At 34.6% G+C, this 25,705-nt stretch carries 17 protein-coding genes, 1 tRNA gene and 3 pseudogenes; 9 read left to right on the top strand and 12 right to left on the bottom strand.

The features are described 5' to 3' along the window. Positions 1 to 387 precede the first annotated feature (387 nt). The 6 genes and pseudogenes from ACRRVD_RS02345 to leuS form a co-directional block, all read right to left on the bottom strand. Complete coding sequence (locus ACRRVD_RS02345; RefSeq protein WP_432461551.1) at positions 388 to 1,734, bottom strand: hypothetical protein; 1,347 nt, start codon at positions 1,732 to 1,734, stop codon at positions 388 to 390. Positions 1,735 to 2,478: 744 nt separating this feature from the next. Then, a pseudogene (locus ACRRVD_RS02340) lies at positions 2,479 to 3,275 on the bottom strand (IS6 family transposase). An 82-nt stretch (positions 3,276 to 3,357) separates the two neighbouring features. Then, positions 3,358 to 4,413 carry a phenylalanine--tRNA ligase subunit alpha gene (gene pheS, locus ACRRVD_RS02335; protein WP_432461555.1) on the bottom strand — a complete coding sequence of 352 codons (1,056 nt, stop codon included), beginning with the start codon at positions 4,411 to 4,413 and terminating at the stop codon, positions 3,358 to 3,360. Positions 4,414 to 4,423: 10 nt separating this feature from the next. Further along, the gene (locus tag ACRRVD_RS02330) at positions 4,424 to 6,034 is read right to left on the bottom strand and encodes a hypothetical protein (RefSeq protein ID WP_432461550.1); all 1,611 of its coding nucleotides are present in this window, start codon (positions 6,032 to 6,034) and stop codon (positions 4,424 to 4,426) included. A gap of 238 nt (positions 6,035 to 6,272) precedes the next feature. Next, positions 6,273 to 6,938, bottom strand: a complete 666-nt coding sequence (locus ACRRVD_RS02325; RefSeq protein WP_432461549.1) for an RDD family protein — start codon at positions 6,936 to 6,938, stop codon at positions 6,273 to 6,275. A gap of 253 nt (positions 6,939 to 7,191) precedes the next feature. After that, positions 7,192 to 9,981 carry a leucine--tRNA ligase gene (leuS, locus tag ACRRVD_RS02320; RefSeq protein ID WP_432461548.1) on the bottom strand — a complete coding sequence of 930 codons (2,790 nt, stop codon included), beginning with the start codon at positions 9,979 to 9,981 and terminating at the stop codon, positions 7,192 to 7,194. Positions 9,982 to 10,401: 420 nt separating this feature from the next. Here leuS and ACRRVD_RS02315 point away from each other — a divergent pair, with 420 nt between their 5' ends. From ACRRVD_RS02315 to ACRRVD_RS02285, 7 genes and pseudogenes are all read left to right on the top strand, one after another. Continuing rightward, on the top strand, positions 10,402 to 10,821 hold the full coding sequence (locus ACRRVD_RS02315; protein WP_432461554.1) for a DDE-type integrase/transposase/recombinase: 420 nt from the start codon (positions 10,402 to 10,404) through the stop codon (positions 10,819 to 10,821). Between the two features lie 11 nt (positions 10,822 to 10,832). Next, complete coding sequence (locus tag ACRRVD_RS02310; RefSeq protein WP_432461547.1) at positions 10,833 to 11,015, top strand: IS3 family transposase; 183 nt, start codon at positions 10,833 to 10,835, stop codon at positions 11,013 to 11,015. A 256-nt stretch (positions 11,016 to 11,271) separates the two neighbouring features. Then, a tRNA-Ile gene (locus tag ACRRVD_RS02305) sits at positions 11,272 to 11,345 on the top strand. Positions 11,346 to 11,446: 101 nt separating this feature from the next. Further along, on the top strand, positions 11,447 to 12,310 hold the full coding sequence (gene murI, locus ACRRVD_RS02300) for a glutamate racemase (protein ID WP_432461546.1): 864 nt from the start codon (positions 11,447 to 11,449) through the stop codon (positions 12,308 to 12,310). A gap of 118 nt (positions 12,311 to 12,428) precedes the next feature. Beyond that, a complete protein-coding gene (locus tag ACRRVD_RS02295; protein ID WP_432461545.1) occupies positions 12,429 to 13,514 on the top strand; it encodes an esterase/lipase family protein in 1,086 nt (361 codons plus the stop codon). Positions 13,515 to 14,491: 977 nt separating this feature from the next. Next, positions 14,492 to 15,445, top strand: a pseudogene (locus tag ACRRVD_RS02290) (Rpn family recombination-promoting nuclease/putative transposase). Positions 15,446 to 15,574: 129 nt separating this feature from the next. Then, positions 15,575 to 16,281 (top strand): annotated as a pseudogene (locus ACRRVD_RS02285) (IS6 family transposase). 67 nt (positions 16,282 to 16,348) lie between these two features. Here the strand turns inward: ACRRVD_RS02285 and ACRRVD_RS02280 are convergent. Then, positions 16,349 to 16,471 (bottom strand): hypothetical protein, encoded by a 123-nt coding sequence (locus ACRRVD_RS02280; RefSeq protein ID WP_432461544.1) that lies wholly within the window; start codon positions 16,469 to 16,471, stop codon positions 16,349 to 16,351. Positions 16,472 to 16,485: 14 nt separating this feature from the next. On the opposite strand from ACRRVD_RS02280, the gene ftsA reads away from it, so the two are divergent. Beyond that, positions 16,486 to 17,790: a cell division protein FtsA gene (gene ftsA, locus ACRRVD_RS02275; RefSeq protein ID WP_432461543.1), complete on the top strand. Its 1,305-nt coding sequence runs from the start codon at positions 16,486 to 16,488 to the stop codon at positions 17,788 to 17,790. Positions 17,791 to 17,856: 66 nt separating this feature from the next. Then, positions 17,857 to 19,296 carry a cell division protein FtsZ gene (gene ftsZ / locus ACRRVD_RS02270; protein WP_432461542.1) on the top strand — a complete coding sequence of 480 codons (1,440 nt, stop codon included), beginning with the start codon at positions 17,857 to 17,859 and terminating at the stop codon, positions 19,294 to 19,296. Positions 19,297 to 19,546: 250 nt separating this feature from the next. Here ftsZ and ACRRVD_RS02265 read toward each other — a convergent pair whose 3' ends face one another. The 5 genes from ACRRVD_RS02265 to ACRRVD_RS02245 form a co-directional block, all read right to left on the bottom strand. Then, complete coding sequence (locus ACRRVD_RS02265) at positions 19,547 to 21,046, bottom strand: Npt1/Npt2 family nucleotide transporter (protein WP_432461541.1); 1,500 nt, start codon at positions 21,044 to 21,046, stop codon at positions 19,547 to 19,549. A 764-nt stretch (positions 21,047 to 21,810) separates the two neighbouring features. Beyond that, a complete protein-coding gene (locus tag ACRRVD_RS02260) occupies positions 21,811 to 23,310 on the bottom strand; it encodes an Npt1/Npt2 family nucleotide transporter (protein ID WP_432461540.1) in 1,500 nt (499 codons plus the stop codon). Between the two features lie 107 nt (positions 23,311 to 23,417). Beyond that, positions 23,418 to 24,056, bottom strand: coding sequence for a peroxiredoxin (locus tag ACRRVD_RS02255; protein WP_432461539.1), 639 nt, complete (start codon positions 24,054 to 24,056; stop codon positions 23,418 to 23,420). 389 nt (positions 24,057 to 24,445) lie between these two features. After that, positions 24,446 to 24,790: a DUF3127 domain-containing protein gene (locus ACRRVD_RS02250; protein WP_432461538.1), complete on the bottom strand. Its 345-nt coding sequence runs from the start codon at positions 24,788 to 24,790 to the stop codon at positions 24,446 to 24,448. 76 nt (positions 24,791 to 24,866) lie between these two features. Further along, positions 24,867 to 25,703 carry a metal ABC transporter permease gene (locus ACRRVD_RS02245; RefSeq protein WP_432461537.1) on the bottom strand — a complete coding sequence of 279 codons (837 nt, stop codon included), beginning with the start codon at positions 25,701 to 25,703 and terminating at the stop codon, positions 24,867 to 24,869. Positions 25,704 to 25,705: the final 2 nt, after the last annotated feature.

The raw sequence follows: 25,705 nt of genomic DNA, 5'->3' as shown, positions 1-25,705 counted from the left end.
GGTTTTAAAACCTTATATTTAACTATTAACTACATGAGCAGAAAGTGGACCATGCCTATTCATAATTGGAGTGAGGCTATAGCACATTTTTTAATTAAATTTGAACATAGAATTTAAAACACATAAAAATATTTTACACAGTTAAATGGACAGACCTATTTGGGATCGTAAATAAATCGTAAATAACAGGTTAGATGATTTACAACATTTTTTTTAAAAATTACTCTTAAACTGGTTAATATTTTGCCTGAAAGACAAGTATAGAAAAAAAAGAATATTAACTCTAAATATGATAAAAAAAATAGATATTAATCCTTAAATTGACGCGTATGCTTATAAAGAAAGACTCAAATTTGGAAATAGAATTTAACAAACCTAAAGAATAATTTATACTCTTATTTTATTAAAACTATATTTATTGCATCTTTTAAAAGTATCGCAAAATTTACCGATATCAATATTTATATTTTTAATGAATGATATATTATCAACAAAACCGTCATCTATATGCTGTGCAAATCTGTTTTTTATATCACATATTGTTGTATAAAATAAATCACCACATTTTAGTAATCTTGTATTAGCTAATATTTTATATAAACATTCATCATAGACATGAATATTTTCAGATCTAATAGTATTTTTTATACTAGTGTACTGTTCAGAAAAATTTTTTAATGAATAGTTAAAGCGTACTAAATGGTCCTTTTTATCTTGATCAGTTTTTAAATTCTCAGCAATTTTTTTATATATATCGATTGCTTTAACCATAGAACTCACTATATCTATAACTTTTGTATAGTTTTGGCTTACAAAGTTGATAAACTCCTTACGATTTTTATACTCTGACCTTAGTGACCCAGCAGAAATATATGTAGTCCTCGTGCTTGAAGAACTGTCAAGGGAACTGCTTCGGGAAGTCACACAGGAATCAGTATGTAAACTGACACACGATGATTCCGGATTGGTAACATTATCTTTAAATGTATCTTTAATCAAATTATTAGGTGAACTTAGTATGTTTTTTAAACATTCATGAAATGAATCAATTTTACTGTCACATGATTTCATCATTTTATTAAACTCTTTTGACCTTTGAGAGTTACATCTATCCACCAATAATGCTTCATTAGAACCCAAATATGACAATAAACTACTTAATTCACGTGCAAGCGTTACTTCATCAAAACCATTATCAATAGTAAACATATTACAGTCCAATAATCTATTGTGGCTATTAATCTGTATCATACAAGAAGTTAATGATGTAATAGAACTAATCAAAAAATTTGTACATATTTTGAGTTTTTCTTCCACTTTTTTAGTATCATTTTCAATATCTTTAACAGAACTTATAAAAGCAAGAATAGATTCCTTTGATTTTTCTATATCATATGTGTATGCTTTATATTCCTGGCTAACCATATAATCATTATAAATTTTATTATGATAAATTTGATCATTCTCGCTTGTATACTTCATTTTATTTGAAACTTGGGATTTACATAAAAGATTAGAATAATTTTTATTTTGAGATTCATAACCTGAACAAATTTTATCAAAATTGTCAAAACTAATTCTAGAATCTAAGGGAATAGATGAGTAAATACCAGAAATAGAAAGTGCTTCTAACGAAGTAGTAACAGAATTACATTTAGGGGTGGAACAGAACGTATCTTTACAATCATTCATACCTAATACTGATCCGTTAGAGTTACATGCGGTTACAAGCATTATATTGCAATAAAATAAAAAGTATAAAAATTTTTTAATATTAATGTTAGACATAGTTTTTAATATTTAGTCATAATAAGCTTAATAAATTTATTAAGCTTATAGCTTTTATTATTTTATTATTTATACTTGTAAAAATTTATATTCAGGCTTATCTATAATAGTGAAGACATCCTGTACTGCAAATACATAGATTGAGTTTAGGAGATAAATACTTTAGATACATCGTTTATTTCCTATTTATTTATGTTTATCACATATAATAGTAGATTATTTAATACTATAGTTTTACTAACTATATGTTGAAACGACGCATTTTAACTTTGGGTTTATTATACCACCTTAGGAAAATAAAATGAGTATCAAAATTTTATATTATTTGCATAATATAAAATTATTTAATAAGATAATAATTTATTAATCATATATTTTTTATTTTTATTTTATTGCTTTTTTTACTTCCTTATTTAATATAATTTTTGGTATATTATTTTTATATAAATGTTTATTGATAATTCTTTTAAAGAAGTATACCTAACTTTGTGGACATTTTATGTCAGCACAAGAATTAAAAAAACTTAAATTAAAAACACTTTTTACACAAATATAATCTTTTTTATTTTCTAATACAATAGTATCTCTCACATTTACATTTAATTTTACATCATACGTCAGTCGTACGTTTGTATTATAACGTGAGTTTTGGATTAGATAGTTTTTTTATTATTGATTATCAGATATGTATTAAAGATACATAATATATATACAATTGGCGTTCTGTCGCATCTGTATTTGATTTTGTATAGTTCTCCCCCATGTCTTCAAATTGGATATTATGCGGCCATAAGTTAGCACAAGTTTCTCAAAAGTAGATGCTTGTCTTTTAGCTCCGATTAATTGTCCTTTTTGAATGATTCTAATATTTTCTATCCCTTTTATAGTAATTGCAGCAGCATGGAAACTTTTAAACCCTAGCATGGGTTTGATCCGTTTTTTAATGAATCTATGATCTTGTTCAACTCTATTATTTAAGTATTTGTTTTGAAATATTTGAATCTTCTGATCTTGATCTAGTTCTGTATTTAACACATCAAGTGCAGCTTTATTACTACCGCTTTTGTCAACTACCACTTTGGATGGAGTGTTATTATCTTTGATAGCCTTACGAAAAAAAGAAAGAGCTGCAGACTTGTCTCTACGTTCACTTAGAAAAAAATCAACTGTATCTCCTAACGATCTACTGCTCTATATAAATAAATCCACTTACCATTTAGTTTGACGTAAGTTTCATCCATTCTCCAGCTACTACCAACTGGTCGTTTTCTGTTTCTTACTTCTTGATCTATGAGAGGAATGAACTTAATGACCCACCTTTGTAAAGTAGAATGATCAATCTTTTCGCCTCTCATACGCATCATCTCTTCTAAGTCTCTATAGCTTAAAGAAAAACGACATTTCATATACACAAATAGAAGGATTAACTCTGCTGATGAACAAAATCCTTTAAAATAGGGTACTAATCTTGGAGTAATAGCGAACATCGATACTAAGTTTCAAATAAAAACTCAAATTTAATGCTTTTTTCAAACAAATGCGACAGAACCCTATAAAAAGCCAAGATCACTATTTTGCAAAAACAGCGGCGTCACTAAAGCCCAAACAGCCTCTAAACTGACGCAAAAAAGCAAGGTGGTTTTCAGAAAATAAGCGTAAATCATCAATTTGGTAGAGGAGCATGGTGATCCGTTCTATCCCCATTCCAAAGGCAAAGCCACTATATTGTTCCGGATCGACTTGGCAATTGGTCAAAACATTCGGATCGATCATACCTGCACCCAATATTTCTACCCAACCAGCGTATTTACATACCGTACATCCCTTGCCTTGGCACAATCTACAATGTATATCTACCTCTGCACTGGGCTCTGTAAAAGGGAAATAAGAGGCCCTAAAACGTAGCTTAGTAGCCTCACCAAACATTGCTTCTACAAAATGATAGATGGTACCCTTTAGGTCGCTAAAGGTCACAGCTGTGTCTATGTACATGCCATCCACTTGATGAAAAAAACAATGGGATCGTGCAGAAATAGCCTCGTTTCTAAAGACACGTCCCACTGCAATAGATCGGATAGGAGGGCTTTGGGCCGTACAGGTTGAAATCTGTACAGAAGTGGTGTGGGTACGCAACAACTGAGCTGGATTAAGTTGTAAAAAGAATGTGTCCTGCAGATCACGGGCCGGGTGGTTTTCAGGGAAGTTTAATGCACCAAAGTTGTGCCAGTCCCCTACAATTTCTGATCCCTCTGCGAGATTAAAGCCCATACGCTGGAATATAGAGATAATCTTGTTTTGAACAATGGTTAAAGGATGTAGACTACCTATTGCCGCACCAAAAGCAGGAAGAGTTACATCAACTGGTTGCTGTATAGCTGGTGGAGGAACCACTTCTAGTGCGCTTGCTGCACTTTTAAATTTCTTCTCTGCTTCATTTTTTAACCCATTTAATGCTGGACCTATTGCTTTTTTTGCTGCAATAGGGAGCTGCTTGAAGGTTTCAAATAGATGGGCAATACAGCCCTTTTTACCAATAAAATCTTGCCGAAAACGTTCTAATCCTGCTTTATCTTCAATAAATGTAGTGTTCATTTTTTCCCGTAGTCGGGCAATGTCATCCATCATCATATTGTAATTACCATTTATATGCTAGGCCAACCATAAGGTTGAATTTTTGATCCGGATATCCGGTGTAAGCAATATCTGTACGATTGAGCAGATTATTAAGCATTAAAAATGCTACAAACTTTTTAAAAATAAAATAATCAATACCTACAGAAAGGTTGATGCGCATGGGGATTTGCATGGACTTAGCATTTATATCTTTTACAGTAGTTGCACCATTTAGATGTAGCTTACTGGTTAATAAAATTTTTGAATGGGGAATATAGGTGAAGATCGGTTTTAATTTGTATCTTGGTTTATCATACCACCAGGTAAGTGCGGATCTACTCTCAACATATGGGTAACAGGTTCCTTTGATGGTTAGATGATACTTTGGCAGACGATAGTCAACCAGTCCTATTACTTTTACCAGCTTATAATCCTGTGGATGATAAGCTAATCTAACCTGATTCTGCTGATCCTTGACGATTCTAGATTGGTTTTTAAGTTGCCGATAGGCTATATCGAAGCGATAAGAAAGATTAGTTCGAATGATCCCTTTGCTGCCACCATATAATTTGAAGTATTGATGGGGATGAGATAGCTGCCAATTGGAAGCTATAAAAGGATTTTTAGCTACTACATCATGTAGGTGCAATGGCACTACACTGCCGCCTACGCCCATACCTTGTATGCCTATATAAGGGGCAACCCAAGTGGCTATCTGATACCCTATTTTGACCATAGGATAAAGATCAAAATTAGGTATTCCTACCGGAACCAGATCATTATGGTAAGCCATCCTTAACCGCACTTTTAGCTGCATGGCCTTATATAACTGTAGACAAAGGCTAGGCGTGACCGAAAAAATAAACCGTGTCTGTGACGCTGTACCGTTTACATAGCGGGCTATAGCATCGTAGCTAGCTATTTTAAAAAACCAATTGTCGAACCGTTTAACCCATTTATAGTCGAGGGTACATAGCTTTTCATTTATATTTTTATTTTTATAATCAGTTACTTTTATATTTACTTGCCCATCTTGAATAGAAGATTCGCTAGCTTGTTTAACCAATAAGGCTATCTTACCTTGATGTAGCATACAGCTGAGGCCACTATAGTTGTGCCAAGCAGGCTGATAATTTAAATGGGGCTGGAAGCGCCATGACCCAACGTCATACCTGCCTTGTAAAGTAAACGAACCTTCTTTTGAATTTTTGCGCCATAACGATGGAACAAAAGCCAAGTTAGTCGACCAAATACCTTTCGCGAAAAGATAGTAGTCTAATCCAACCGCTAGGTAAGGGAGCAATGATGTAGAAATACCTATTTTGCAATAGTGGTGAAAAGAAGAACATGTTTCTTTCTGCTTTAAACAAAAAGGAAGGTATAATTGGGGGGCAGGATCAAATAATATAGCTGTTGGTTTTAATTCATTTAGGGTTTTTAAAGGTTTATTCAGCTGTTTTATAGTGGGTGTAGGCGCTTTGAAAAATAGCCTTTGCTCCTGGGCTACTCTATTCTTTTTTTGTTTTTCAATGACAAACTCAGCATCCTTTATCGCGCCTGCTTTCGTTTCCGCATGAGATAGTGGGGCAAAGATCGAAAAAAATAAAGCGATAAATAGCCAGGTGTATTGCATTTTAATGGTTTCTTAAAGAAAATAGGCCGACAGTAGTTTACTAGACGTATTATACGGTTTATACGGTACTGACTAGCATGCAATAGTAAAAAATAATAGTTCTATATTTAACTACATTAAAGTTATAAATTATTTTTAGGTATAAAAATATAGCCCATACATTAGGAGCAACCTAGCCATTTGATTTGCTATCGCTACGATTCACTTTTTATCAAAAGATTTTTAGTGCATAATGGGGCTAGTCAGAATAAAAAATCTCGTTTACAATTCCAAGAACAGCCCATAGCCCTATTAGTACGATTACACCAGCTAGTGTAATCCATACAGACTGCGTACGATAGCTTACTTTAAGATTCATTTGTTTATCCCAACTGGTTATTTTATGCTTTAATAAGTTCTCATATGCCCTGTAATCAGATAATAATAGGGTTGCGTAGCTTATCAACGGGCCTATGAACGGGATAAATAAGATAAATAGTTTTTTTTTGTGAATCAGGATCTCACGCTTGAATGTCTCTCTGAAATTAAGAGAACGACCTGTTACATGTAGTATTTTTATACCAAAAAGTTTTTTCCCAAATGTATTACCAATACAAGCCATCAGTATAGCATTGCACATAAACTGTAGAAGATGTAGAACCGATAGGAATAGAGGCACTATGCAAACAATAAAGAATAAAAAAAATAATTCTTTATCCTTATCAACACCGGCATCAACTACAGAAGGACCACAAGCAGACGGGGCGTTTTTTATTGCATATTTTTGGAGTAGATATCCTATAACCAATGTAATTAAAAGTATTATATAGACAAACAAAGCGCTATCGAGCATCCTTGCTGCGTATCTGCGCCATGCATGTCCAGCTGTTATTTTTTCAGGTTCAATATAATTGGTTTTTTGCATAAAAGTTTTATTTTTAAAGCTTTCCTGCGCTAAACTGGGTTTCTAAACCGATAACTCCAGGGCCTACCCAGGCTGCTAATCAAGTTAATAATAAGCTAATATAGGGAAAAAACAGTAGCCCGTAATCCTTAAAAAATCTCCATAAATAAATATACAAATACATTAAGCTATTCAATAAATTATAAAGCAGCGCATTGAAAATAAAAAGATAGCCTATACCCTATCTAAAAAACATCAGCCATCCTGAAAAAGCTTATGCTAAAACCACATTTACCATTTTATTAGGCACCACTACTACATTTTTGATTACCCCACCTGCGATCCATTTTTGGATCACCTCATGGGCCAATACTGCCTCTTCTATAGCCATAGATGAAGCATTGTAATCAAAAACCATTTTGGTGCGCAGCTTACCATTGACTGCAATACCATACTCAAAGCTCTTTTCTACCAAATAGGTTTCATTCCAAATAGGAAAAGACACTTCTGTAATGCTACTGGTCTTTCCTATAATTTCCCATAGCTCAGCAGCCATATAAGGGGTAAAAGGTTCCAACAATACAATAAAATCCTCTACCACAGATTGGGTTACCTTTTCAAAAGTAGAGAGCCTATTGAGACCAATCATTAAACTACTTATAGCCGTATTAAAAGAATATTTTTTAATGGATTCTGTTACCTTTTTAATGGTTTGATGCAATATTTTAACCATTTCTTGATTAGGAGGTAGCACAGTAGTGGTCCAAGATGCTTTTGCATGATGTACAAAACGCCATACTTTATTTAGAAAACGAAAGACCCCTTCTATACCGGATAAGTCCCATGGTTTAGATTGTTCCAATGGTCCTAAAAACATCAAATACAGTCGCAAAGCATCAGCACCATATTGGGTAATTACACCATCTGGGTCAACTACATTGTATTTAGACTTAGACATTTTTTCCATTTTCCCCCCACATATATACTTACCTTCCTCTAATAGGAAATGCGCATCGGCAAACTCAGAACGCCAATTTTTTAAGGCTTCTAAGTCTAAAACATTTTTTTTGACAAATACTGTTGGAATATATATACGTACCACATCATATTGTGCTATAAGCCCCGCACTGACCAATACATTTTCATCTTTTAAACGATATACTATTGCGGTACACTTCTGAATGATGCCTTGATGGAGTAATTTCGGAAATGGTTCATTGATATGAATATGACCTAAATCATATAGTAATTTGATCCAGAAGCGTGCATAAAGGAGATGACCTGTTGCATGTTCTGCACCACCTATATAGAAGTCTACCCCTTTCCAATAGGCTTCTTTTTCCTTGCTTAAAAAAGTTTCCCGATTGTGGGGATCCATATAGCGCAAAAAATACCAACTAGAACCTGCCCAACCTGGCATGGTATGCAGATCTAAAGGATATCCTTCCGGTGTAGACCAATGCAAGGCATTGGCCAATGGCGGTGCACCAGATGGGTTTGGTTTATAACTACTTACCTCTGGCAACAAAAGGGGAAGCTGCTCCTGCGAAAGGGCATAAGGAAGCCCATCTTCTTTATAGTATATTGGAAAAGGCTCTCCCCAATAACGTTGGCGACTAAAGATAGGATCCTGTAGTCTATAGTTCACTTTAGATTCACCAATTTTATTTTGGATAAGTTTTTCCATAACTTTTTCAGCCGCTTCTGGTACAGAAAGGCCATTTAGAAAATCAGAATTAATCATCTTTCCTTCAGCTGCTTCATATGGACCATCTTCTATCAGTAAGGCACTTTCTATCACAGGTAACGTCAGTAAATCAAAAGATTGCGCAAATATATAATCCCGTCTATCATGTGCAGGGACCCCCATAATAGCTCCTTTACCATAGCTGGGTAATACATAATCTGCCACCCAGATAGGCAATGGGGCACCTGTAAAGGGATGTATGACACAAGTGCCAACAAATAGACCACTTAAAAAGGTAGTTTCTGCAACACGGCTTCGATCTGAACGATTTTTGGATTGCTCGATATAAGCAATAAGTGCTATATCAGCTGTTTGATTTGCCATAGCACTCACCCAAGGATGCTCAGGCGCTAAGGCAATAAAACAAACACCAAAAATGGTCTCAGGTCTAGTAGTAAAAACGGTAATGGTCTCTCCTTTTTGCCCTTGTACCCTAAAGGTAATCTCTGCACCTTGAGACTTCCCCAACCAATTCCGCTGCATTTCCTTGGTAGAAAGGGGCCAATCTAACCCGTCTAAATCTATTAGCAAACGCTCTGCATAGGCGGTCATACGCAAACTCCACTGTTTCATTTTTTTCCGTGTCACTGGATAACCTCCTCTTTCAGAAAAACCATCCTTGACTTCTTCATTGGCCAAAACAGTACCTAAAGCTTCACACCAGTTTACCATGCTATCTTTTAAATAGGCCAAGCGATAATGCAACAGTTGAACTTGTTTTTCTGTCTCAGAAAATGCATTCCATTCCTTAGCTGAAAAAATAGGAGTATGGTCGTCACAAGCAGCTTGCACTTTGGTATTACCATGATCAACAAATTCTTGAATAAGGGTATGTATAGGAGCAGCCTTTTGTGTAGCAATATTGTACCAGCTATTGAACATTTCTAAGAATATCCACTGTGTCCATTTATAATATTCAGGCTCACTAGTATTTACTGATTTATCCCAATCAAAGTCCAAGGCAATTTGTTTGAGTTGTACGATATATTTTTCTATATTTTTTGCAGTGGTAACAGCAGGATGTTGGCCGGTTTGAATGGCATGTTGTTCAGCAGGAAGGCCAAAAGCATCAAATCCCATTGGATTCATAACGTGGTATCCACTATGCTTATAATACCGAGATAATATATCTGAAGCAACATACCCCATATAGTGGCCTACATGGAGTCCTGATCCTGAAGGATAAGGGAACATATTCAATATATAATAGTTGGGTAAATCGTTGGTAGTAAGGGACCTATCTGCTGTAACAGATTTTTGTTCCTTCCATTTATTTTGCCATTTTTGTTCTATCTCGGTAAAAATATAGGGTTGCATATATAAAATATGGTTGGGTAATCGGTAAAACGAATAATAGACTGGTATAGTCCGCTACACTTGTATCAAGGTGTAACAAAGGCTTAATCTGAAAAATAAAACAGCTTTTTTAGATTTTGGCTTTTAAATAGCAATTTAACTTAAAATTAATAAGAAAACATTATACTGGACGCAAAAATCAGACAAATTTTTATAAAAATTTGTCTGATTTGTTAAGTCTTCTCTTGAAGTTGTCCCCATATAACATATGTTACTTTGATCCGTTAAACTTAAATAATATAGTGGACCGAAAAAACTGGACAGAAAATGAGATAATTTGTTTCGTATTTTAGTAGTTTTATTGTTTCACAATCGAGTTTATCAAATGGGAAGAAAAAAGGATCTTATCAATAAAATAGCTGATATTTATAAGGATCATCTATAATACGGATACCGATAAAAGATAAAGCACATGGTTATTTACTAGATAAGTATTGGTTTTCCTCTGGTCAGACCAGGCGTCTTTATGTACCTAAATCAAATCAGGTTTGGAGCGGGAATATAACTTATATTAAAACTAATAATGGATTTATCTATTTTGCAGCTATAATAGACTGGCATAGTAAGGCTATATTGAGCTATAAAGTCTCCAACAGTATGGATACAACCCTTGTAACAGATATCTTAGAAGAAGCTCTTAGTAAATATCCTGCTCCAGAGTACTTTAATAGCGATCACGGAAGTCAATATACCAGTCATAGTCACATACAATTGTTAAAAAAGTATGGTATTAAAATATCAATGAATGGGAAAGGTAGAAGTATTGATAATGTAGTTATAGAACGTTTTTTAGAACAATAAAATATAACTGCTTGTTTATAAATGACTTCAAAAATATTAAAGAAATTAAACAGGGCATTAACGATTACATGCATAAATATAATTACAACAGATTCCATTCTAGCATTAAATATCAGAAACCTATGAACCTCTATCTTAAACATGTAAAAAATCAATACGCTAAAAGCGGAACAACACGGAAACAAAATTTATAAAACTTTGTCCAGTTTTTTCGAGCCACTATAATATATCTTTACTGTAACAACCTATACGAATTACACAACTTAGCTTACCGACCAGATGCATAAAGTGGCTGTATATCGAAAAATTAAGTAATTCAGAATCATAGCAGATAAAAATCCAACTTAATATGTGCAAAATAGCTGGTTTTTTTCAGAAAAAAGACGTAACATTGTGTGGTATTATGGGTTTTATCGCCAAGGCTTACCTGTAGCGGTAAACTTCATAAAAGGGCCCATAGCTCAGTCGGTTAGAGCATCTGACTCATAATCAGCAGGTCCCAGGTTCAAGTCCTGGTGGGCCCACATCATTTATCTTTCTTATTGCAATCATAGCTTGCCTTAACGCATCAATTGCCTAGTTCGTTCATACAATCAAGTCTTAATACTAGCTATCCTCTTCTACTGTGTTTTCCGATATATATACCTATGCGCCCATTGCCATTTATGACAGTGGTGTAGGTGGTTTAACCATTGCTAAGGCAATCCAAGCAATCTTACCACAAGAATCTATTCATTATATCGCAGATACTAAAAATTTACCTTATGGTGACAAAACATCGCTAGCATTATGTGGCTATGTTGCACAAGTAGTAAATTTTTGCCTAAGTAAACGGTATAAACTACTGGTCATTGCATGTAATACAGCCACTGCTGCCGCAGATTATTTTATGCCCAACTATCTTAAAACAATAGGGCATAAAATGGGTATCATCAATGTAGTTGATCCAGTAGTCAGATACATCGATGGAATTAATCGCTATAACCAGATAGGTCTTATAGGCACAAAATATACTGTATCATATGGCATTTATGCAAAACGATTTCGAACCACTGGCATAACGCTTACTTCTCTGGCCACGCCGCTACTAGTGCCTATGGTAGAGGCCTCTTTCAATGGAAAATCAGTAGATCATCTTTTATTAGATGGTTATTTAAACCAAATCGTTTCCCCAAACTTAGATGCACTGATTCCAGCTTGTACACATTATATATTTTTAGAACAAGCCTTAAAATTTTTTTTAAAGAAACATTTTTCAAAAGAGATTGAACTGATCGATCCAGCAAAACTTACTGCATTAGCGGTCCAGCAACTTTTAAGTATACATCATCTTTTAAACAAAACAAAAAAAAGATTTCCTGACTGCTTTATGGCAACCGAGTTAACCCCATCTTTTAAAAATGCTAGTGACAAACTATTTGGACAAAAAGCTATAGCTATCAATCTATCGGATTATACAGCATTCATAAACCTTACATCACTCTGTTGATGGTGTCATATGTTTGTAATTGAGTTGGATTTAGATTATATTGAAAGCCAGTAACCTATCTCTATTGGTCTAATAACCGTAACTAAATCAGACAAACAATTGCTTCCACTTAAAAAATATGTTTTTATTTAAAATTTCTATTTGCATAACTTTTTTACTCTTTACGGTCAGTTGCGATTCTAATAGACTCCCTCAAAATGATAGTACAAATTTCCACCAAGATCATACCAAGCCATTAATAATTTTGTTTCATGGGTTAGGTGCGGATGCTTCCTCTTTTAGTATGCTTAAAAAACAGCTTGAACAAACTTTTCCTACTGCTTCTGTAGTTGCTTTGACTAGTATACCGAAGAAGAAGACTGCCCTATATTCCATAAAAGAGCAAGGTAATAAATGCTTCACAGACCTTGCAAATAGCATAGATAACCTACAGAATAGGCCTACATTACTAATAGGTCATAGCCAAGGTGGTCTTCGTGCGTATAGTATGTTTGATCAGTATAAAAATACGTTAAATGTAAAAGGCATTATTACACTAGCTACGCCATGGGAAGGAACGCCTATCCTTGACACAATTGAGAGACTTAACCAACTTGATACAATCATCAAGGTCAAAAACGGGGCATTGTATTTACAATACTTTACACCGCCTGTTTTGAATGATATGCACATACTATCCTGTAGCATGGGCCAGCCTAGCAACTGGATTGAAGAAGAGCTTGTGCGCAGGCTAGAAAATTTGGTAGTATCAGAGGTAATTGCTGGATGCTACGATTTAAAACCAGGAAGTATGTTTTTAAACTCGATTCAGGATGCACTTTCTGAAGAAGAAGTGCCTATACTAGCTATAGGAGGAGGTCTAAGTGACTTTAAAATTTTTCTACCTAAAGAAAGTAGCTATGAGAGTAGCTATGATTTTAAATACCTCAATAGAGCATGGACTAGAATTATAGTTGGCGAAACAGATCTTGATCTTAAAGACAAACATGATATGATTGTACCGCTCTATAGTCAGCTTGCATCGCATATTACAAACAAAGAAAATTTCACAAGAAAGATTATTGAAGATGCCCTTCATGATCAAATTTTAAACGAATTCCCTATTGAAGGGGCTAACAGTATATTATGTCATCCTAGTATGGTAAAAGAGGTAATTCAGTTTGGGAAAGATATCTTCTACAGTAGACCCTCTACGAAATTATAGGAACTAGTTGTATAATTAGTCGCCCCTGAAGTATTATATTAGAGTTGAATTATATCAATATTCCATTTGATAACCAGTTTAAAAAATAAATTACTATATAAAATTTATCTTATATTAAGTTCGATATACTAACTGAACAATAAATTATTCTGTATGTCAATAGATTATATATTCTTTGTTGATAAAATACTTGTTTAGTATATGTTAATGTTAATCAGTTCATTAATTCTAACCATTTGTAAATCAGGCGAATAAATATTTATATGATTTTATAAGAGATACTGTCCATTTTATTTTATTTCGTCTATACTTTGCAAAGTTTTATACAAGACCACTAAAAAACTGGTTATTTATCTATAAAAATTTAACATATTTTTAATAGTTTTTAAATTGATTAACAAATAATTATATGGTATTTCAGGGCCGACTACTTAAGCGCATCAAAAGGGAAAGTATTACACTTTTTGCGCATTGGAATATGATAAACGCATGTCCAAAAAGAGCCGTATGAAGCGAGAGTTTCACGTATGGTTCTGTGAGCACCTGAGGAGAAATCCTCGGATGACTCGATTCTACTGAACTAAATTTTATAACCTTTTTTTCCCATTTCATAAACTCCATTATGAAACAATAAAACTAGTATAATACGAAACAAATTATCTCATTTGCTCTTCAGTTTTTTCAGGCCACTATACTTTTGGTGCGTCACATCTTGTTTATCTGTTGAAGCCCTCAAATAAGCTAAAATTTTGCATGTGTTATCTTTTAACATAAATTATACTGTAAGACTTAACATTTTGTAATATTGTTATAAGGTATATAATATACCCAAAATGATAAATATTTAACGTTCGTTTTCAGTTATACAAAGTATAGCAGGAATAGCTATGTTAGATTCTTTTTTAGAAGTATAGACATACTATAATCCTAAAAGTTATTATATTGAAGGACATGATTGATAGCCCTTCTGTATCCCTATGGTAACTTCAAAGTTTTTAAGTCCCAAAAAAGACGTAGCTTTTCGTAAGATATTTGGTAGCGAAAAACATAAAGATATTCTTATTCACTTTATCAATGATGTCCTAAATCTAAAGGACTCAGATAAGGTTGAAAAAGTTACTTTCTTATCCACGATTCAGGATCCATATTGCCTGTAAGAAAGAAAGTGTAGTAGATGTCTTATGCACAGACCAATAAGGAAAGCAAATAATTATCGAGGTGCAGGTTTCCCCCAACAAGGTTTTGAAAAAAGAGCGCAGTATTATGCCTCTAAGGCCTATTCCAGGCAACTCAACTCAGGTCAAGAATTAGGTGCTAGATACCAAGATCTTAAAGCAGTGATTTTTATAGCTATTACGGATTATGTTATATTTCCTGATAAAAAAGATTACTTATCTAATCATGTTATTCTAGACGCAAAGACCTATGAAAGAGATTTAAAAGACTTTTCATTCACTTTTATAGAGTTACCCCAATTTAATATTAGCTGTATAGAAGCACTCTCTACTATTATAGAAAAGTGGTGTTACTTTTTCAAGCATGCTCCTTCTACCAGCGAGGAAGACCTAAAAAAACTAATAGGCTCTGATTTAGTTATCCAACGCGCCTATGAAGCGTTAAATAGATTCAACTGGTCAGAAAAAGAATTGTTTACCTATGAACAAGAGATCAAGCGCATCATGGATAATCAAGCCGTAGAAGACTACATGAAACAAAAAGCTAGACAAGAGGGAGAAGAAAAAGGAAGAAAAGAGGGGATAGAAGAAGGGAGACAAGAAGGTATCCGAATAGGGGAAGAAAAGGGTAAGCTAGAGGGTGAAAAAGACAAAGCTATTTCTATAGCTAAGGCTATGCTTAAAGATGGCTTCCAATTAGATAAGGTAATGTTATTTACCGGACTATCTAAGTCTGATATTCAGTCTATTATATAGATATCTATAGTACCCTATAACATAAAAATAAAGACTCATAACCAATTTAAAATCAACTTAAAATACGGTTCTGTCGCGTCTGTGTAAAAAAGGATTAAATTGAATGCTTAGTTTAAAACTTTAGTTCTGATGTTGTCTATTACGCCCAGGTTATCGAGATATTTTAAAGGATTTTGTTCTTCACCGGAGTTAATCTTGTTATTTGTCTACATGAAATGTCGTTTTTCTTTAAGCTATAGAGATCTAGAAGAGATGATGCATATGAGAGGCGCAAAGATTGATCATTCTACTTTACAAAAGGTGGGTCATTAAGTTCATTCCACTCATAGATCAAGAAGTAAGAAAAAGAAAACGCCCAGTTGGTAGTAGCTGGAGAATGGATGAAACTTACGTCAAACTAAATAGTAAGTGGATTTATTTATATAGAGCGGTAAATCGTTATGGAGATACAGTTGATTTTTTTAAGTGCACGTAGAGACAAGTCTGCAGCTCTTTCTTTTTTTCGTAAGGCTATCAGATATAATAACACTCCATCCAAAGTGGTAGTTGACAAAAGCGGTAGTAATAAATCTGCGCTTGATGCGTTAAATACAGAACTAGATCAAGATCATAAGATTCAAATATTTCAAAACAAATACTTAAATAATAGAGTCGAACAAGATCATAGGTTTATCAAAAAACGGATTAAACCTATGCTAGGGTTTAAGAGTTTCCATGCTGCTTCCATCACTATAAAAGGAATAGAAAATATTAGAATCATTCAAAAAGGACAAATAATCGGATCTAAAAAACAGGCAGCTACTTTTGAGAACTTTGCTAAACTTATAGCCGCATAATATTAAAAATTAAAAACAAAGGGGAGAGCTATAGAAAATTAAATACAGATGCAACAAATCCCTTAACTTATTTTAAATAAATTTTAATAAATTGCTGTAGTTTATGCAAACCATGTGGTAATCGAGCAGCATGGGGTAGATTCAGGTAAACCGTTTCATGCATACTTTTTTTAAGTAGCATGATCGCCATATATCCTTTTAGTTATGTCAGAAATTATCGCTAGTCTTGACATAGGTACTAGTAAAGTTTGTGTAGTTATAGGGGCACAAAGCCAATATGATCCTAATAAACTTGACGTATTAGGTATGGGAAGTGCTGTCGCAGATGGGATTGTGCGAGGTATGATTGTGAACATTGATAAGGCAGCTATTGCGGTCAAGCAGGCCCTGGAAGCTGCAGAAGAGGACTCTGGTATAAATATTAATATCGTACATGTAAATATTTCTGGAAAACATGTAATGGGATCTTGCCATCATGGTAGCATTACAAGAGATAGCATAGAAGAAGAAATTACGGTAGAGGATATCAAAAAGCTTAGCAATGATATGTACCGTATTGTCCCCCCTTTAGGTACAGAAATTGTGCATGCTATGCCGCAGGAGTATACCATAGACTATGAAATTGTAACCCAAGATCCAGTAGGTATGTCAGGCGTAAAATTAGAGGCAAATTTTCATATCATTACAGCTAAGACCCATGCCCTTCAAAACATACATAAATGTATTAAAAAAGCGGGTGTAGAAGCAGAAATAGTCATGGCTTCTGCCCTAGCCGCTAGTTTGGCTATATTGAGTCATGAAGAGCAAGAAGCAGGCGTTTGTTTGATTGATTTCGGAAGCAGTATGATTAACATAGTGATCTTTTTTGATGCCATCATTCGGTATACCGCTACCATTCCATTAGGAGGAGATCTGATTACTTCAGATATACAACAAAGTTGTATGGTTACGGAACGGCAAGCAGAGTTACTAAAGGTAAAATTTGGTAGCATTGGATCCAATGCTTTGACGACCCAATCAGTAGTAACGATTCCAGGATTGCGCAATCGTAGACCCAAAGAGATCATTACTACTAATTTGGTTAAAATCATAGAGGCACGTGTAGAAGAAATAGGGACATTTATCCATGAAGAAATTTTGCATTCTGGTTTTTACGATAAGTTAGTAGCTGGTATCGTTGTAACAGGTGGAAGTGCCAATTTACCAGCTATACCGGCCATACTTGAGCAGGTAACTGGATTAGATACACGGTTGGGCTTTCCAGATGAGTATCTAGAAGAGGGCAGTAGCAAACAATTACGGGACCCTAGCTATGCCACTGCCATTGGATTAACGCTAGCTGGATTTAAAGCATTGGATTATAGAGAAGCCTACTATAGATCATCAAAGTCTGCCGACTTGAATTCTACGAAAAAAAATGTTAAAAAAGAAAAAAAAAGTAACTTTTCTTTTGCACGCATTCTTACCAAAACAAAAGCTTTTTTAGTAGACGATTACGATGAAAACTAATTGACAAAATAGTATCATACTGTCTAATATAACTTGTTGGAATTAAAGTATCTTATTATGTGAATTATGAAGGATATTACCTATAAATTTGATTTACCTATACACCATAAATCTATTATCAAAGTGATAGGAGTAGGTGGTGGTGGAAGCAATGCAGTGAACAATATGTATAAGCGTGGTATCAGAGATGTGTCCTTTATTGTTTGTAATACAGATGTCCAAGCGCTACAAAATAGTCCTATACCCATTAAGCTCCAAATTGGTGCAGCGCTTACAAGTGGACTAGGGGCTGGTGCCAATCCAGAAGTGGGACGTAATGCTGCATTAGAGAGTAAAGAAAGCATTCGAGAATTATTGGATGATGATACAAAAATGCTTTTTGTTACAGCTGGAATGGGTGGTGGAACCGGTACAGGTGCAGCGCCTGTTATTGCTAGTATTGCCCGTCAGCAAAGTATCTTGACAGTTGGTATCGTGACGCTACCTTTTTCATTTGAGGGGAAAAAAAAGCATTTACAAGCGCAAGAAGGCATTAATGAATTACGGAAACATTGTGATACTGTTCTTATTATATTAAATGATAAAATTCAAACCATATTAGGAGGACTCTCGATTAGTGAAGCTTTTATAGAGGCGGATAATGTGTTGACCACTGCTGCGAAAAGCATTGCTGAGATTATTACGGTACCGGGTTATGTCAATGTAGATTTTGAAGATGTTAAGACGGTAATGAAAAATGCGGGTGCAGCGGTTATGGGTTCTGGTGAAGCCAGAGGTGAAGGAAGGGCATTACAGGCTGCTGAAACGGCGCTTGCTTCTCCTTTATTAGACTATACAGATATACGGGGTGCTAAAAAAATACTCTTATCCATTGTTTCCGGACAAACAGCTGAGCTACAAATGGATGAATTAACCATTATTACCAATTATATACAGGAGCAGACGGGCAACGATGCTGAAATGATTTTTGGTCATGGTTCTGATTCGGAAATGGAAGAAAGTATTAGGGTTACAGTCATTGCTACTGGATTTAATAGAGAAGCAGACCATGCAAATCAAGAGCTGCTGGCTCCGTCTAAAGAGGAGATGAACTATACGGGGACTAAAGTGTTGCACCATCCAGCGTCCAATACGGAAATCTTGGATGCCTCCACAGAAAAGATAATAGTAGCGCCTGTTTTAAAAGCAGTTAAAAGAGGTCCCAAGCAGTCTGGAACAGCAGAAGAATCTGCTATACAGTTGCCCCTGCCTTTTGGTGTTCCTCAGGGAATAGTCTTGGAAAAAAGCTGTGCATATGGACATGTACCCACTGTAACGTCCAAACGGCGTATTGCGCCGATAAGTTGGGATGATCGCTATTTAAAAGAAGAGTTAGCAATACCTACCTATTTAAGAAAAAAAATAGTGCTTGATGCGGCAGATGCAAGCACAGAATGGATCCGCTATCGCTTAGATGATGCATTAGACCATCCTGATTTGAAAGGAGGTCATGTACCTCATGAGTAATAATAGTTATGCTAATTACAGTTCTGTCGCATTTATCGTATCTATTAAAAAGCAGATAATTTTATAGCGCTTTTTTATCATAAAAGTATAAAAAGTTGTTATTTATGTCCTTAAAAAGAGAAAAAAAGAATAAGACTTAAAAGAAATCTCTAGACAGATGCGACGAACGCGGCAGATCCTAAAACTTTGCCCGATGCTACAGTAAAAAAGGCTTAAATTTAAGCCTTTTTAGATCACATCCGTTGCTGCTCTATTTACTTACTTGTACGTTACTGGCAGGAAGAAGTTCCGCTTCATATTTTTCTTCAGCTGCTACTTTTAATTTTCCTAAAGCGCGGACCGCTACCAACCAAACTATAATCACCATTATAATGATCAGCACAATGGGGGTACGAATACTGGCAATATCTCCACCACCAAATAATGTAGACATACTGGCAATCAGTATAGATGCCAAACTCTTTCCCAAACGGGCGCCTACACCATCTACCGCTGCTTTACCACGTACTTTAGTTTCTTCATCTAGTGGAATATAGACGGCTTCTTTAGTTGGATCAAAAAGGACATACTTGACTGATTTAATCAAAACGACATTGTAAAGCCCTACTTGGACAGAGAGATACAAGGCATTGAGATGAAAACTTTTAAAAAAATCATCTAAAACAGTGCCAAAGCGCAAGAAGGTAAAAAATAAAAGCGTCATCACCAGTGCAGTTATCGGCGTAACAGATGCAGCAAAACGCCACCCTCTTTTTAGTATAGGTGTGGCAAAGAACAAAGTTACTAAAATAGAAATTACACCTACTGCAATTTGTTGGTTAGAATATATACCTGCATACAGGGCATTATCTCCTGCGATTTTTACAAATTCCTGAATCTGGGCTTTTTCTACAGCCTCAAAAAGAGCAATCACTAATCCATAACTGATTACCAATATGGAAAGCAACATCAGATACTTAGAACGTGCTAGAAACTTCATAGAGTCCACAAAGGACATTTTTACTTTTACTTTTTTAGGTTTTTCTTCCACCTGATAGTAGGCTGGATGTGCTTTTATATCTGCGGTAAAATAGTTGTATATGATCAGAATCAAAACAATAGCTATAATCACAAATTTTAAGCTTTGATCGAAATTGGTACGAACATTATCCAACTTAAGAATCAGTCCAGCCAAGATGCTACCAACGGTACCAAAAGTGCCTAAAAAGCTATAAAATCTTTTAGCTTGATTTATAGTAGTAATCTCATTGATAAAAGTCCAAAATGATACACTTAATGCAAAAGTTCCCCAAGCCTCAGCATGAATATAGAACAAAGAAATAGGCCAATGGCAAATAGCTTCCCATAGTCCTATAAAGCTCGGAAATTTTGCTTCAAGCATTTTAGAAAGATTACTTAATTGCAATATTTGTTTGTGCGGCAGTAAAAATAATAATGAAAAGGTAAAAAAAGTAAGAAAGTAAATCATGACTGCATTGAACCTACCATCTCTTCCTGTAGAACGGCTAACTTTTCCATAAAGAATGGTGAAAACAATCATACTAGGTGTAGTGGCTACTGCTTTTAACCAGTAAATGGTCGTAGCATTCGTTTCCTTAAGCATATTCATATCTTTAAGGGAACGTGTAAGGGCATAACAGAAAGATATAAGCATAAATATAAAGACCATTGGTAAAAATTTACGCAGTTCACTTTTGTGAATGGGAAATATCATTTGACATATGGTACTATTTTTTTTTTGTGTCTGCATTTTGTTTTTAATTTAGTTAAAACATATGGTATCCAATACAATTGACGTCTGCATCCATAGGATATTTTATGGTATTTTAGAAATAGAGATTATATAGTTTGCATATATTTAGTATTAAACAATTGGATACTTGCCCAAGCGTAGTGGTATAGGGGGGGGCGATATATAAAACCAAGCAGCATGGGTTGCTTATGGGCCGATAGCGTAAACGCACGAGCGATAGATTGAGTTTTATAAATTGGGGGTAAATATTGGGACAATAACTTATTAGGCGAGGGGAAAGTCAGATGTTTTGTAGAAAAGAAAAAAAATATTTTTTTCTTTTCTACAAAAGATTTTAGTAAAAAGTCAGTTGCGAGGGGGCCATCACCTGCAATAGCGGGCTTTTTAAAAATAGGTACTTTTTTCCCTAAAAAATCCACGGTATGTAGTAAAAATTAAAAAATACAACTAACTTTTTGCTGCTTTTATTTTATTCTTTTAAACTTAAAGGAACAATCATGCAAACAAAAAATATAAAAATAGAATGATCTAATACTTAAAGGTTTTTGGCGCCATACAACTTATGCTGTATCAGCTCTGCAAACCGCAACGGAAGCTCTGCACACCAATCTTTTTATTAAAGTTGGTACAATACAGCTATCCTAAAAACAAGATCAAGTAAAAAGTATAAGATAATTTTTTGCCCAAAAGGTATAACAAAAAAGACTGGCATTTGATTTAAACGCCAGCCTTTCCTATCCATTCATTAGAGGTTTATCCATCTAGTTGGTTACGACTACTTTATTAACCTCTTCAAGTTCTGCTTTATATTTTTCCTCAGCTGCTGCTTTTAATTTTCCTAAAGTACGAACAGCTAGCAACCAAAGTATAATCACAGCTATGATAATCAGCACAATGGGCGTACGAATATCCTCAATACCTCCACCACCAAATAATGTAGACATAATGGTAATCAATACAGATGCCAAACTTTTCCCCAAACGAGCACCTACACCATCTACAGCTGCTTTGCCACGCACCTTGGTTTCTTCATCTAGTGGAATATAGACTGCCTCTTTAGTAGGATCAAAAAGAACATATTTGACAGACTTAATCAAAACGACGTTATAAATACCTATTTGAACAGACATATACAAAGCGGTTATGTGAATACTTTTCAAAAATTCATCTAAAGCACTACCAAAACGAAGAAAAGTAAAAAATAAAAGTGTCATTACCAGTGCTGTTACGGGCGTTGCAGATGCGGCAAACCTCCATCCTCTTTTTAGTATAGGTGTAGCAAGAAAAAATGCTACTACAATTGCAATAATACCTACTGAAATTTGCTGTTGCGCATATATTTTTGCATAAATGGTATGGTCACCACTTATTTGTACATATTTCTGAATTTGGGCTTTTTGTACCGCTTCAAAAAGCGCGATCATTAATCCATAACCGATTACCAATATCGAAATCAATGTCAGATACCTAGACTTCGCTAAGAACCTTATAGACTCCATAAAGGACATTTTTACCTTTATTTTTTTAGGTTTTTTTTCAATTTGGTAATAGGCTGGATTAGCTTTTATATCTGAAGTAAAATAGTTGTATACGATCAAAATTAAAACAATAGCTATAATTACAAATTGTAAACTTTGATCGAAATTGGTACGAATATTTTCCAGTTTAAGAATCGATCCAGCTAGGATACTACCAATAGCACCAGATATACTTAAAAAACTATAAAAACGTTTAGCTTGATTTACACCAGTAATCTCATTTACAAAAGTCCAAAATACTACACTTAGTGCAAAAGTTCCCCAAGCCTCAGCATGAATGTAGAACAAAGAGATGGGCCAATGGCAAATAGCTCCCCATAACCCTATAAGGCTTGGAAATTTTGCTTGCATCATTTTAGAGAAAGTATTGAGTTGCAAAGCCTCTTTTTGTGGGAGTAAAAAAAGCAGTGAAAGGGTAAAAAAAGTAAAGAAATAGATCATAACTGCATTAAACCTACCATCCCTTCCTGTAGAACGGCTAACCTTTCCATAAAGAATAGTAAAAAAAATCATACTAGGGGTAATGGCTACTGCTTTTAGCCAGTAAATAGCGGTAGCATCGGCTTCTTTTAGCATATTCATATCCTTAAGGGAGCGGGTAAGCGAATAACAAAAAGATATAAGAATAAACATAAAAGCCATTGGCAAAAATTTACGTAGCTCACTTTTATGAATGGGAAATATCATCCCACGTATATTACCAAATTCTTTTTTTGTGGTCATTGTGTTTTTAATTTAGTTAAAATATAAAGTATACATAAAACTATTTAGTGCATTAGATACTTTATGCTGTTTTAAAATGCTTTTAGAAAATATTTATCATACTGTTTTCATAGTTCTGTATTTAGGGTTAAATAGTTAGACACGCTCTCAGGAGTAGCCTGTATGGCCATATTGCCTTTTTCCCAATTCGCTGGGCAAACTTCACCAAATTGAATCACATGCTGCCACATATCAATAATGCGTAGTATTTCATTGATATTTCTACCTAGTGGTAAATCATGGATGGACACATATCGTATAATACCTTCTTTATCAATTAAAAAAGTTCCTCGATAGGCTATAGGCATACCTGTGAAAATCAGTTGATTGTCTTCATTGTAGCTCCAGCTCCCCCCTAATACACCGTAGTTAGAAGCAATGGTCTTATTGGTATCTGCAACCAATGGATAGGTTACGCCAGCAATACCCCCTTGTGTCTTAGGGGTACGTAACCAAGCAGTATGTGTTTCTTCTGTGTCAGTCGAGCAACCTACCAGTGCTACATTCCGTTCTATAAATTGCGGTAAATGCCGCTGGAAAGACAATAATTCGGTTGGACAAACGAAAGTAAAATCTTTTGGATAAAAGAAAAAAAGCACTTCTTTTTTTCCTAAAAACTGCTCGAGTGAAAAGTTAGCTGTAATATTTTTACCATCTATAACAGCAGACGCCTTAAAAGTAGGGGCCTTTTTTCCTAGTAAATGCACGATATATATATTACTAATATGTTAAAATTATATTTAACCTTTTATGTTTTGTAAGCCTGTCAATTTTTAGCAACCTATATAAGAGATAGGCTTACATTGCAAATTTATACTTTTTTTAATAAATAATCTTATTAGGAGGACTATTAACTTTAAAAATTAACAATAGAATTAGCGTTTTAGCAGATCATCCATAGAAAGGTTGTTTTAATACATAAGTGAATGGGTTAAAATAATTTAATTATCTAACTTATTTGCGGCTAATAGCCATCTCGAATATTACATTTTATACTTAAAATCAAATCAATAAACTATTTTAGTTAACCTGTTACTTGCCTAGCTTTTTGTTAAAAAAAAGAACGTGGATGGTAAAAAAATGGCGAAAAAATAGCCTAAAAGGGAAGATCATCTTCTAGATCAGCACGCGATGGACTAGATACAGGAGTGTCATTTAATTTATTGCCTTTTTCTAAACGCCATGCTTGTAAAGCGTTAAAATATTTTACAACGCCTTCGGGATTGGTCCATTTTCTGCCGCGTAGATTAAAATGAACGGTTATTTCTTCTTTCTCTGTGAATCCATCTAATAGATCACATTTGTCTTGAATCAATTCAAAAGAGATATATTCAGGATATTGTGGATTTTCTATATATTCTACTACAAAGTTTCTTTTTTTAAATGATTCAGACACTTGCTGTGGCGGACCAATTTCAAATAATTTTCCAGTTATATGCATGGTGTGTTATAGGTTTAATAAACAAAAATTAGTACTTCTAGTCAATGCTGTATGCTGCATTCTATTTATGATTATGTTAATTATTTTTGGAATATACAAAAGCAACTAAAAATAATAGCCCTGCTATGGTCACCATTGTAGGCGCCATAGCACTGTTCAACCAGAAACTGATATAATATCCACTAACAGACGTTATTATAGCAAAGAGTATATTGTAAAATAACAAACGTTTAAGACATTTTGTAACCAAGTACATGCTTGCAGCTGGAACAATTAAAAGCGCTACTACTAAAATCGCTCCTGCTACTTCAAATGTAGCAACAGTGGTCAGTGAGGTGATACCCATTAAACAATAGTGCCAACGGGTCGTGTGGATCCCAATGCTTTGGGCAAATTGTGGATCAAAGGTACTTACAAATAGGTACTTATAACCAATGATAAGAAAAGTTAAATTGACTAGTAATGCTGCTAATAAGATGTAAAATGCTTTAGGCCCTAAATGTATACCACTACTGGTACGCCAGATATCTAGCGACACTGTTGCCAGTTCTCCATACAGACTGCATTCTGGGTCCAAGTCTATTTTTCTACTAAAAAAAGAGATTAAAACAACACCTAAAGCAAAAAGAAAGGTAAAATTAATCCCTATAGCAGCGTCTGCCTGTATATTTATTTTTTTTTCTAAAAATGCTATAAGAAAGGTAACCAGGATGCCCGTTATACCGGCTCCAGCAATCAGTATAGGGGAGTTTTTAGATCCAGTGATTAGAAGTGCCAATACGATTCCTGGTAGGGTTGAATGGGCAATCGCGTCCCCCATCATGGCTATTTTTCTTAAAATCAAATAGCTACCTACTAAGGCACAATTTATACTAGCTAACGCAGCAATCATAATGGTCCAGAGTACATCCATAG

It is taken from the genome of Candidatus Cardinium hertigii (assembly GCF_050864915.1).
GTDB lineage: Bacteria > Bacteroidota > Bacteroidia > Cytophagales > Amoebophilaceae > Cardinium > Cardinium hertigii_D.
Note: the sequence above shows the minus strand (reverse complement) of the source record. Positions and strands in the feature narration are given on the sequence as shown.

What these genes read in the sequence shown, in the direction of transcription:
- ACRRVD_RS02260 (WP_432461540.1), bottom strand. Translation starts at nt 23,310, where the DNA reads ATGACCACAAAAAAAGAATTTGGTAATATACGTGGGATGATATTTCCC.
- ACRRVD_RS02345 (WP_432461551.1), bottom strand. Translation starts at nt 1,734, where the DNA reads ATGCTTGTAACCGCATGTAACTCTAACGGATCAGTATTAGGTATGAAT.
- leuS (WP_432461548.1), bottom strand. Translation starts at nt 9,981, where the DNA reads ATGCAACCCTATATTTTTACCGAGATAGAACAAAAATGGCAAAATAAA.
- ftsA (WP_432461543.1), top strand. Translation starts at nt 16,486, where the DNA reads ATGTCAGAAATTATCGCTAGTCTTGACATAGGTACTAGTAAAGTTTGT.
- ftsZ (WP_432461542.1), top strand. Translation starts at nt 17,857, where the DNA reads ATGAAGGATATTACCTATAAATTTGATTTACCTATACACCATAAATCT.
- ACRRVD_RS02245 (WP_432461537.1), bottom strand. Translation starts at nt 25,703, where the DNA reads ATGGATGTACTCTGGACCATTATGATTGCTGCGTTAGCTAGTATAAAT.
- ACRRVD_RS02325 (WP_432461549.1), bottom strand. Translation starts at nt 6,938, where the DNA reads ATGCAAAAAACCAATTATATTGAACCTGAAAAAATAACAGCTGGACAT.
- ACRRVD_RS02280 (WP_432461544.1), bottom strand. Translation starts at nt 16,471, where the DNA reads ATGGCGATCATGCTACTTAAAAAAAGTATGCATGAAACGGTTTACCTG.
- ACRRVD_RS02250 (WP_432461538.1), bottom strand. Translation starts at nt 24,790, where the DNA reads ATGCATATAACTGGAAAATTATTTGAAATTGGTCCGCCACAGCAAGTG.
- pheS (WP_432461555.1), bottom strand. Translation starts at nt 4,413, where the DNA reads ATGATGGATGACATTGCCCGACTACGGGAAAAAATGAACACTACATTT.
- ACRRVD_RS02295 (WP_432461545.1), top strand. Translation starts at nt 12,429, where the DNA reads ATGTTTTTATTTAAAATTTCTATTTGCATAACTTTTTTACTCTTTACG.
- ACRRVD_RS02265 (WP_432461541.1), bottom strand. Translation starts at nt 21,046, where the DNA reads ATGCAGACACAAAAAAAAAATAGTACCATATGTCAAATGATATTTCCC.
- ACRRVD_RS02330 (WP_432461550.1), bottom strand. Translation starts at nt 6,034, where the DNA reads ATGCAATACACCTGGCTATTTATCGCTTTATTTTTTTCGATCTTTGCC.